Below are 9,850 nucleotides of genomic sequence, written 5' to 3'. Positions count from 1 at the left end.
TGTAATTATCTTACGAATTTTGTTAGTTTTAGCCTAAGCTCCCGCTTTGCGGGTTTAGTTCAACACGGCATCATAAACCATGCGGGGTGTTGTGGTTCGCGAGGTTGCGGTGATTTCAATAAGTCCGCTCAATGCTTTTAAAGCAACTTTTTATTGTTAAATTTAGTCCCTGTAAAAGCATTGGGCTTAGAGCGTTGTAATAAGGGATGTACTATTTCAATCCCCGCACGGTTCATATGCCCAATCCGTTGGCGGTAATTTGAAGAAACAATTAACAACGAAAAACATTCAAGAAAATGAAGCTATAAGTAACTGTAAGATAGAATAAGAATTGAAATATCCTTTAATACGCAAAGTATAAAGGGCGATTGTTAATATTAAAAAATTAGAAAATGACACAGTTACAAATGATTGACAAAACAAAGTCAATAGCTCAAAATGATAAAAATATTTCTGCCGTATTTATGTACGGGTCATTTACCAAAAATGAAGGGGACAAATATTCAGATATTGAATTCTACATCTTCTTGAAGGATAAAGAAAATTTTTCCGCTGAAAATTGGGTAAGCCAAATTCATCCTTTGGCATTATATTTTACCAACGAGTATGGAAGTGAAGTTGCCATTTTTGAAAATATGATAAGGGGGGAGTTTCATTTTTTGACAAACGACCAAATGGAAGTTATCAAATCGTGGGACGGTTTGGTAGAGTTTAGCGACTTTGACAAGATGATTTTAGTAGATAAAGAAGATTTATTGACTAACACGCTCAAAGAAATAAAAACTAAAGTACCTGATCGAACAACAAATGAAAATATCCTGTGGTTGAGCCAATCATTGTTGAATGTTTTACTTACAACAAGCAACTTAATTAAACGACAGGAATTTGCTCACGCTTACCAAAGCTTATCAAATGTTCAAAAATATTTACTTTGGTTAATAAGAATTGAAACATACCAAACCAAACATTGGGAAAGTCCAACAAAAAGCTTGGAAAAAGACATAGACCCAGATTGGTATTCGTTATTTCAGGAGACAACATCAGAATTAGATCCGACAGATATTAAAACAGCTTTCAAGAAGACATTAACATTGACTGAAAAACTTTTTGATAATCTTGGAGTTGAAGCAAAATTAAAGGGGGTATTAAGGAGAATTGAATAAAAAAAACTACCGCCAACATTGTATAAGCGTAATGCGGGCTGAACTGCTAAATTTGAGCATTTTTGCTCCTAAGAAACTTTGTGGTGGGCGGACAGTGAATTGCTCCGAAATCCCGCACTACGCTTATACTTGACCGTTGGCAACAAGGCTAAGAGCGACACACATCAACCCCAGGAAAAAAGATTAAGTTTCGATTAATAAAAGGACTGGTCAAAAAAATAAGACCAGCCCTAAATAATAAAAAGTTAATCACGATTATCGCTGAACACCTAACTGGACTTTAGCACCGTTTATATGGACTTCATCCTGTGTTTCAACAGCAAAATAACCATAAGCCAAGGGTGCAGCCGCAGCTCGCTCAACGGCCTGCTCAAAAATCATATTCCATATTTTGCCACCTTGTTTTTCATACTCTGAAATTAAAGACTTGAGACTTTCTTCTCCGAAAACAGTGAGATGTCCTGAAAAATCTTGGGAAATATCACTGATTCGGGCTGTTGACCAGTCAATAATTCCACATACATTACCATCGGCATATGTTAGAATATGTCCTGCATACAAATCACCATGAATGAATTTTGTGAAGTTCGGCCACAGTGTATCATTATCCAACCACTTTTTGTAACGATTTTCTAAATCATTACTTATGCCCAGTTCGGATTTTACCAAGCGTAATCGTTCGGAAATCTCGCTTCTCAGACTTTCAGGTGTAGTAACTTCCAATCCATTCAGAACAACTTCTTCTTTCGGAATAGCATGGAGTTGCACCAAAATTTTAGCCAATGACTGAATGTAGTTTGGACTATCTTTATCCATATTCCAAGAAACCTCATAAGTTTCAGCATCATAAGTCAAAGCGGGTTTTCCATCCAATAATGGATACGCTACCAGCTCTTCGTTCGCAATTTTCCAATCTGGAACTTGCGCAGTGAGATGTTTGCAAACTAACTGTAGAATTAGTTTTTCCTTTGCAATCTGCTTACCCAAATCGGGTCTTCTGGGAATACGCAACAGCCATTGATTTTCATCTTTGTCTGTTGCAAAACCAACCTTGAAATCTATTCCCATTTCGTTGAATTTCATCTTGTCTGAAAGCATTAAACCATGTCTTTCTGCAAGTTTCTGAATGTCTGTATTTTTCATTTGTTTTATTTTTTTAAATTATTACCTAACTGCATAAGTTTCTCAGAGCCATACGAAAGCAACCCAATAACGATAGCCAAACATCCACTTATGATAAAAGTGATGTTTATACCTATATTTTCTGCAATCACGCCTGTGAACAATAAACCGATTATACTTGGCAATACCGCCAAACTGTAATAAAGAGAAAAGACTCGTCCCAGCATTTCAGGTTTTACTGTTATCTGGACAATAGCAGTAAAACATGCATAAAAAACAGATAAACCAATACCTCCAATTGCTGTTACCAGAACAAATCCAATGAACCATTCTTTTGGGAAAACTCCGCTAAGAAGGAATGTTAACCCCAATATGATATACATTGAATTAACCAATACAATCTTTGACATCCCAACTTTGAACAAGCCTAAAACAGCTCCACCAATCAGCATGCCTCCCCCCCAAACTATCTCAACAAGGCCCATTTCCCATTTTCCTCCTCCATAATGTCCTGTTGTCAGTAGTGGGAACATAATTGCAGCAGGCATGATGACAAAGGTGATAGCCATGGCATAAAGAAAAAGGTAACTTAAACCTCTATTTTTAGATACGATATGTAACCCATCTATAAATTCGGTTGATATTGTATGAACAGAAAATTTAGAACCTTTTATTGTCTGTGGTATTCTTACCATCATAAGCGAAGAAATTGCCAGTAATGCTCCAATCAAATCAAGATACAAAACATTTGAAATAGGCAATATGGCAATTGCCACTGTACCAAGTGCAGGACCACCAATACTACAAATCGAATGTAACATTTGATTAATACCAGCAACTCTTAGCAATTCTTTTTTAGGCACAATTAGCGGAGCCAAAGCTTGTAGAGCCGGTGAATGAAAGGCATTGCCAACCGAACGTAAACCTAACATGATATAAATCCATACAAGATTTACCGTTTCCTTGTTAAGGATAAATATCAAGACAATAGCACATACAGCAATGAAAGTATCAGAAAGAATCATGATACGTTTTCGATTAGTACGGTCTATATATACCCCTGCTAACGGGCCAATAATAGCTTGTGGCAATATTCCAGCTATACCTGCATATGCTAAAACCTCGGCGGATTGATACTCCAGACTAAGCCATATGACAATAGCAAATTGGACTGCATAACTTGTCAACATTGAAACAAATTGCCCAGCCCATATAAATATATAGGTGTTAAACCATTTTTGGTTCTCCATGAAATAAACTTGATTAAATTATACAACAATAAATGGATAGCACTGAGAAGAGCTATCTAAAAAAATGTGGGTATTTTGAGAATTACCCTATTATTTTATCCAAGGCTTTGCCATTTGTTGTATAATTTATTGGAAATAACCGCACAAAGGTAGGAAATATTTTTTTAAATTTGAAGAAATAAATAGTCTGAATTTGGATGTAAAAAAGCCCAGTTGCCAACAGCGTATATAATTAAGTGCGGTTTCGGTGCTGATAATCAGCATTATCTCCCGCATCAGCCTCGGTGCTTTTCGACAGGAAAGCATCCCGCAATCCGCACCTAATCATATACGCGGAACGTTAGCAATCATTTATTATAAAACGTACAACTTACGACAACTATTTCTTTCCCATCCCAGCTCCACAATCCAACTATGTCATCTTCTTGTTCGGTGTTTAGTTCATCGGGCAAAGGCATTAACGGATTTCTTAAGATAACAATAAAGAATAGCTGATTATTAAATTTATTTTTTACCTTTGTCGTACTATGCGGCAGTAAATAATATAATTAGAAATACAAATTCAAGTTCTTGTGGTAAATCTTACTATCAAGGATGTATTTTTTATGCGATGCATTTCTACAAAGCATCCACTATATTATTTACAAAATCAAATGAGAACTATAAATATAGGTATTCTTGCACATATTGATGCAGGAAAGACCTCCATTACTGAGAACTTGCTATTTGCGAGTGGAGCAACCATAGTACGTGGAAGTGTGGACAAAGGAAACACTACAACCGATTCGATGGATATCGAAAAACGAAGAGGTATCACAGTTAGAGCGTCTACAACATCTATTCAATGGAATGATACAAAGATTAATATCATCGACACTCCTGGACACATGGACTTTCTGGCAGAGGTAGAACGCACTTTTAAGATGCTAGATGGTGCTATACTTGTGGTGTCTGCCAAAGAGGGTATTCAAGCTCAAACGAGGTTGTTGTTCAATGTCCTGCAACAACTAGAAATTCCAACGATTCTATTTATCAATAAGATAGACAGAGAGGGAGTAAATCTAAATCAGCTTTATTTAGAAATACAAAATAGCCTTTCTAAAGATATTATCTATATGCAATCCGTTGAAGGCAACGAATTAACATCTAGTTGTACAATACACTACATATCAGAAAAGGATAGAGAAACAATTTTAGAGAAAGATGATGTCTTGCTTGAAAAATACTTGAGTGACATGCTACTCTCTAATTCAGACTATTGGAATTCAATGGTTCATCTTGTTCAAGCTGCTAAACTACATCTTATTTATCATGGCTCAGCAATGTATGGCATTGGTATCGAAGATTTGCTAAACTCAATCACTACTTTTATCGAAATACCTCTTCTTCAAGAGAACGATTTATCTGCTTATGTTTATAAAATTGAGCATAATAAGAAGGAACAGAAACGAGCCTTTCTAAAAGTTATAGGAGGAAGCCTTAAAACAAGAAAGTCATACACCCTCAATGGCTTAGAAGAGAATCTAAAGATAAGAAGTTTAAAGACCTTTTGCGCTGGAAACGAAATAGATGCAGACGAAGTTTCCACAAATGATATTGCAATTATAGACCATGCAGAAAGTCTGATGGTAGGAGATTATTTAGGAACAAAGCCGAGCTTATTCAGCAAATTGAATATCCCTAGTCCTGCTCTCAAATCGTCTATACATCCTGTCAAAGTAGAGGATAGAAGTAAATTAATTTCTGCTATGAATGTATTATCAGTAGAAGATCCATCTTTAGCATTTGGTATCAATGCTGATAATAATGAATTGGAGGTTTCTCTTTATGGAGCAACTCAACGGGAAGTAATCTTAACTTTATTGGAAGAGCGATTTTCGGTAGATGCTTACTTTGAAGAAGTGAAAACTATCTATAAAGAACACCTTAAAACAAAGTCAGAATACACCATTCATATCGAAGTGTCACCTAATCCTTATTGGGCATCTATTGGCTTGATTATAGAACCTTTGCCAATTGGGGCGGGACTTGTGATGGAGAGTGAAATATCATTGGGCTACTTGAATCAATCTTTTCAGAATGCAGTGTTCGATGGAGTCAAGAAAGCTTGTGAATCTGGTTTGTATGATTGGGAAGTAACTGACCTAAAAGTTACTTTTTCTCATGGAATCTATTATAGTCCAGTGAGTACACCTGCTGATTTTAGAAGTTTAGCACCTTATGTTTTTCGATTGGCATTGCAACAAGCTGATGTTGAATTATTGGAGCCAATCTTAGATTTTAAATTGCAAATTCCGCTAGCTGTGAATGCTAGAGCTATTACAGACATCAACAAGATGCAAGGCGAAATATCTACTATTACTTCAGATGGTGATTGGACTACTATTTTGGGTAATATTCCTTTAGATACTAGTAAAGAATACTCAGCAGAGGTCAGTTCCTACACACAAGGCTTGGGCGTTTTTGTTACTCGATTTTCGGGTTATCGACCTACCAACAAAAAGGTAAGCAGAAGTGTAGAACTGAATGAAAAAGATAAGCTGATGTATATGTTTGAGAAGGAGTTGGGATAAGAAAATAATGATCAAAATAATCGAAGAATGCATTCTCGCACTATTTTTGTATCTTGCTTCTACAATTTAACTATACAATTATGTCTGAAAGAAAAATCCCTATATATCTAGAATGTGGTTATAGTATTGCTATGCAAGTGCTTGGAGGAAAGTGGAAGATCTGCATCATAGAAGCACTTCGAGATAAGCCATTACGTCCAAGTCTGATATTTAAGGAGGTGCCTGATGCAACAGAACGTGTAATAAATCAACAACTTAAAGAATTGTTGGAGTATAAGATTATAGATAGAAAAATTTATGCAGAACAACCACCTCGCACAGAGTACTTTCTGACTAATTTAGGTCGTTCCGCATTTCCTATTCTAGATGCATTGGACCAATGGGGCGAGGAAAATAGAAAGTTCTATGAGGAGTTGTTTAATGCTGAAGATGAAGACTAAATGGACTTTAAATAAAAAACAGTGCTTATATATCCAAAGAATATATAGGCACTGTTTCTATTGATAATATAATTTAGCTGAGTTGTTTTGTGGCAGCTATTACAATTTCTCGGATACATACATTTTGTGGTTGATTATACGCATATATTATAGCATTGCTCACATCTTCCACAGATAAAACACCACCCATGTCTTCTTTCCAGATATTGTAGTTCTCTTTTATAGATTCATCTGTAGTATGTGACAGCAAAGTAGTATCCACAGCACCTGGTTCGATTGTTATCACACGAACATTATGTGGCGCCATTTCTTCTCGCAGATTTTCAGAAAGCCCCGAAACTGCAAATTTTGTACCCACATAGGCAGTATGATTTGGAAAAGTTTTGATACCAGCAATAGAACTAATATTTATAATAGTTCCACTATTTCGTTTTACCATAGATTCCGCTACGGCATGAACACCATTTAGTAAGCCTTTAATATTCACATCGAGCATAGCGTCCCACTCTTTTGGATCTTGAGATACGATATTACCGAGTAGCATTATTCCTGCATTATTTACAATTGCTCCTACTGCTCCAAATTGACTTTCAGCAAGTCGAACAGCATCTTCAAATGCTTTCCTATCCGTCACATCCAATGACATACAAATTGTATTCTCAAGGTTCAGTGCTTGCATCGGTTTAACACGTCTAGCCAATAGTAGTAGAGGATGTCCTAACTTAGCAAACTGTTTGGCTGTTGCGAGCCCTATTCCCGCACTAGCACCTGTAATTACAATCAATTCTTTTTTCATAATTTCAATAATTTTTATTGAGTTCAAAGGTATTGTACACAATGCAGGATTGCAATATGTGATATAATTGTCAGCTACTGATATGTAAATCAGTATAGACTAAATAAGGCTAAACACTTTCTTCCCATCCCAGCTCCACAATCCAACTATGTCATCTTCTTGTTCGGTGTTTAGTTCATCGGGCAAAGGTATGAACGGATTTTAGAGAGCATATTCCTTGCCTTCGGTTTTCTCCAAAATCTTCCTCTTTCCCTTTGGGCGAGCGTATTTGGTAGAAAAAATATGCTCCTCTAAAATGCCTATACCTGCTTGTTGCCCTTGAAACAAAAAACGACCGACCCGAAGGATGACGCATGAAAAAAAATGTCGCTGTTATGAGAAAAGAAAGAATAAAATTAATGAAACAAAACTCCCTCACCTCTGGAATCATCATAAAATTAGTTCTTGCAGTGGCTTTTGTGGGACTGTGTCTGCTCTTTCTCTATCAGAGTGGAGTGGCTCTAGGTGTTGGCATTGGAGGGTATCTGATAGTTCGATGTGTTCTCAAAGTGATTCGACTATCTATTCGACTAGTCTTCACAATACTATCTATCCTTTTTCTACTCGCTACAATAGCAATTTTAACAACTATCATCTTTTAAATCTTACAATTATGGCAAAACAATATTTACTATTCGCAAAGAAAGAAATTGATACAAACAAGCAGTCTGTATCTGTGAATCAAGTGGTACAAATGGAGGGTTACAACTATCCTAAATATGTGGTGTAACCGGCTTTGAGATACCCCCTTTCGTTGCAGCTATTTTGACAATATTTTGAACACCTTTAGAAGAATATTTACCACCACTTTGTCCTTCGAAAAGATAATATTTAGGATAATAGTCTTTATAGTATTTTCTCAGATCGTCAAGTAATGTTGTGGATAGCATTACCACTCGGTCTTTATTTCCTTTGGTATCCTTGACGTGTACTAGCATCAGTTCTGAATCGATATCAGATAATTTTGAATTTAATAACTCACTTAGTCGCAATCCACACCCATACAGTAATTTTATGATACACTTATGCTTTATATTTGTGATGGATGCCAGCATTCTTTTTACTTCAGCCTTAGTTATGTATTTTGGCAAACTATCTTTTTTCCGTGAGGGATACAAATGATTTATCTGCAAATTCTGGTTCATTACTAAATGATAGAACTTATCGATAGATGCCACAATCATCCGTTGATAGGAACTACTTATCTTGTGTTTCTCTATTTTCCATAATATATATTTTTCTATCTCTTGTTCACTTAATTGGTTGGGATGTTCAAACTTTTTCGCTGCGATTTGCAAAAAACTATTTACCGAGCTGCTGTAATTTTTGATAGAACTAGTGCTATACCTCTGAATCATTAATTTTTGCTCAAAAAGTGTAATTAAGTTGTCAATTTCCATATTTTACAAGTTTAATAGTGAAACAAAGATAATGCAATATTCGCAAATACAAAATAGCATAATCAAATTAATTTGCTTATAATGATTTGTTTATATAAAGAAATGGATATATTAAAAAACGGGTTTACGAATGTTTTAAATTTCGTATTTAAGAATGTTGTATATTTGGTGGGTAAATTAAACGTTAGCAAACATTTGAAAAAACCACAGCGAGACAACTTATGAAAATTGAAATAACATCCTATTGTCACGGATTACTTGATAAAACTCGACTAAGTTTGACCAAAGAAATAATTAATGATTCGACATCGGATTTAATTTTATTTAGCGGACATACTATTGGATTTGTAAACGATATCGAGACACTTAAAACGGACATAGACAACAAACAGACTGAGGCAATATTAGAATTGCAAAATATTAATAGTGACAAAATTGACAATTGTCTTTATCGCGTTACTAATGGTAAGTTGATAAGTCTCAATACTAATCAGATTTTTACACAATCTTCAGAGATTGAAGGTAATTATGAATTAGCTGCTCGACTATTACATGAATTTGAGACAAATAGAATTATTAAAATAAAAGGCTATACTATCATGATAATTCAATGCGGAGAAATTAATATCTTGAAAAATTTTCAAAGCGAAAAAAATAGAGTCGAGTTTAGATTTTTAGATGATCATTCATTAAATGAGAGATTTAATAAGCTGATAAATAGTACTGATATATTTTTGAACCCTATTCACACTCCTATGGGAAATCAGGCCAAGATGCAAAAAAGGAGAGAGTATTTTTCAAAGGACAAGCGCTATTATTTTTCAACCAGTAACACTAGAGAAGATTCAAAAGATTTAAAACTTAAAAGTCTCCAGTATGCATTATTTGATGAAAAATTAATAACTGCAATTGATGAGCAGATAACGGATTATTCTATTCGAAGGATTTATGAAATTTAACAAAAACGTTTGCTAACACTTAGCCTCTAATGTAGGGTTGCTTGCATACCCTACAGATTGGAGGGTTTGTTGAACTAAACAATATTCCAGCAAATAATCTATAAAGTA

Annotated in this window: 8 protein-coding genes; 4 read left to right on the top strand and 4 right to left on the bottom strand. The window is 35.2% G+C overall.

What is annotated here, in order from left to right; all coding sequences use genetic code 11:
• Positions 1 to 392: 392 nt before the first annotated feature.
• Positions 393 to 1,163, top strand: a complete 771-nt coding sequence (gene lnu(I), locus OM075_RS23310; protein WP_008992950.1) for a lincosamide nucleotidyltransferase Lnu(I) — start codon at positions 393 to 395, stop codon at positions 1,161 to 1,163.
• Positions 1,164 to 1,418: 255 nt separating this feature from the next.
• On the opposite strand, the gene mph is transcribed toward lnu(I), so the two are convergent.
• A complete protein-coding gene (gene mph / locus OM075_RS23305) occupies positions 1,419 to 2,306 on the bottom strand; it encodes an Mph(E)/Mph(G) family macrolide 2'-phosphotransferase (RefSeq protein ID WP_038557444.1) in 888 nt (295 codons plus the stop codon).
• A 5-nt stretch (positions 2,307 to 2,311) separates the two neighbouring features.
• Complete coding sequence (locus OM075_RS23300) at positions 2,312 to 3,535, bottom strand: MFS transporter (RefSeq protein ID WP_038557445.1); 1,224 nt, start codon at positions 3,533 to 3,535, stop codon at positions 2,312 to 2,314.
• Positions 3,536 to 4,188: 653 nt separating this feature from the next.
• Between OM075_RS23300 and tet(36) the strand changes: the two genes are divergently transcribed.
• On the top strand, positions 4,189 to 6,108 hold the full coding sequence (gene tet(36), locus OM075_RS23295) for a tetracycline resistance ribosomal protection protein Tet(36) (RefSeq protein ID WP_301192968.1): 1,920 nt from the start codon (positions 4,189 to 4,191) through the stop codon (positions 6,106 to 6,108).
• Between the two features lie 80 nt (positions 6,109 to 6,188).
• Complete coding sequence (locus tag OM075_RS23290; protein WP_301192967.1) at positions 6,189 to 6,548, top strand: winged helix-turn-helix transcriptional regulator; 360 nt, start codon at positions 6,189 to 6,191, stop codon at positions 6,546 to 6,548.
• Between the two features lie 73 nt (positions 6,549 to 6,621).
• Here the strand turns inward: OM075_RS23290 and OM075_RS23285 are convergent, their stop codons facing one another.
• Entirely contained in the window at positions 6,622 to 7,344 is a 723-nt protein-coding gene (locus OM075_RS23285; protein ID WP_301192966.1) for an SDR family oxidoreductase, read from the bottom strand.
• Positions 7,345 to 8,096: 752 nt separating this feature from the next.
• Positions 8,097 to 8,783 carry a tyrosine-type recombinase/integrase gene (locus tag OM075_RS23280; protein ID WP_301192965.1) on the bottom strand — a complete coding sequence of 229 codons (687 nt, stop codon included), beginning with the start codon at positions 8,781 to 8,783 and terminating at the stop codon, positions 8,097 to 8,099.
• 278 nt (positions 8,784 to 9,061) lie between these two features.
• On the opposite strand from OM075_RS23280, the gene OM075_RS23275 reads away from it, so the two are divergent.
• Positions 9,062 to 9,742: a hypothetical protein gene (locus tag OM075_RS23275; protein ID WP_301192964.1), complete on the top strand. Its 681-nt coding sequence runs from the start codon at positions 9,062 to 9,064 to the stop codon at positions 9,740 to 9,742.
• The last annotated feature ends 108 nt before the right edge of the window (positions 9,743 to 9,850 follow it).

The organism is Plebeiibacterium sediminum, assembly GCF_026013605.1.
Taxonomy (GTDB): Bacteria; Bacteroidota; Bacteroidia; order Bacteroidales; family Marinilabiliaceae; genus Saccharicrinis; species Saccharicrinis sediminus.
Note: the sequence above shows the minus strand (reverse complement) of the source record. Positions and strands in the feature narration are given on the sequence as shown.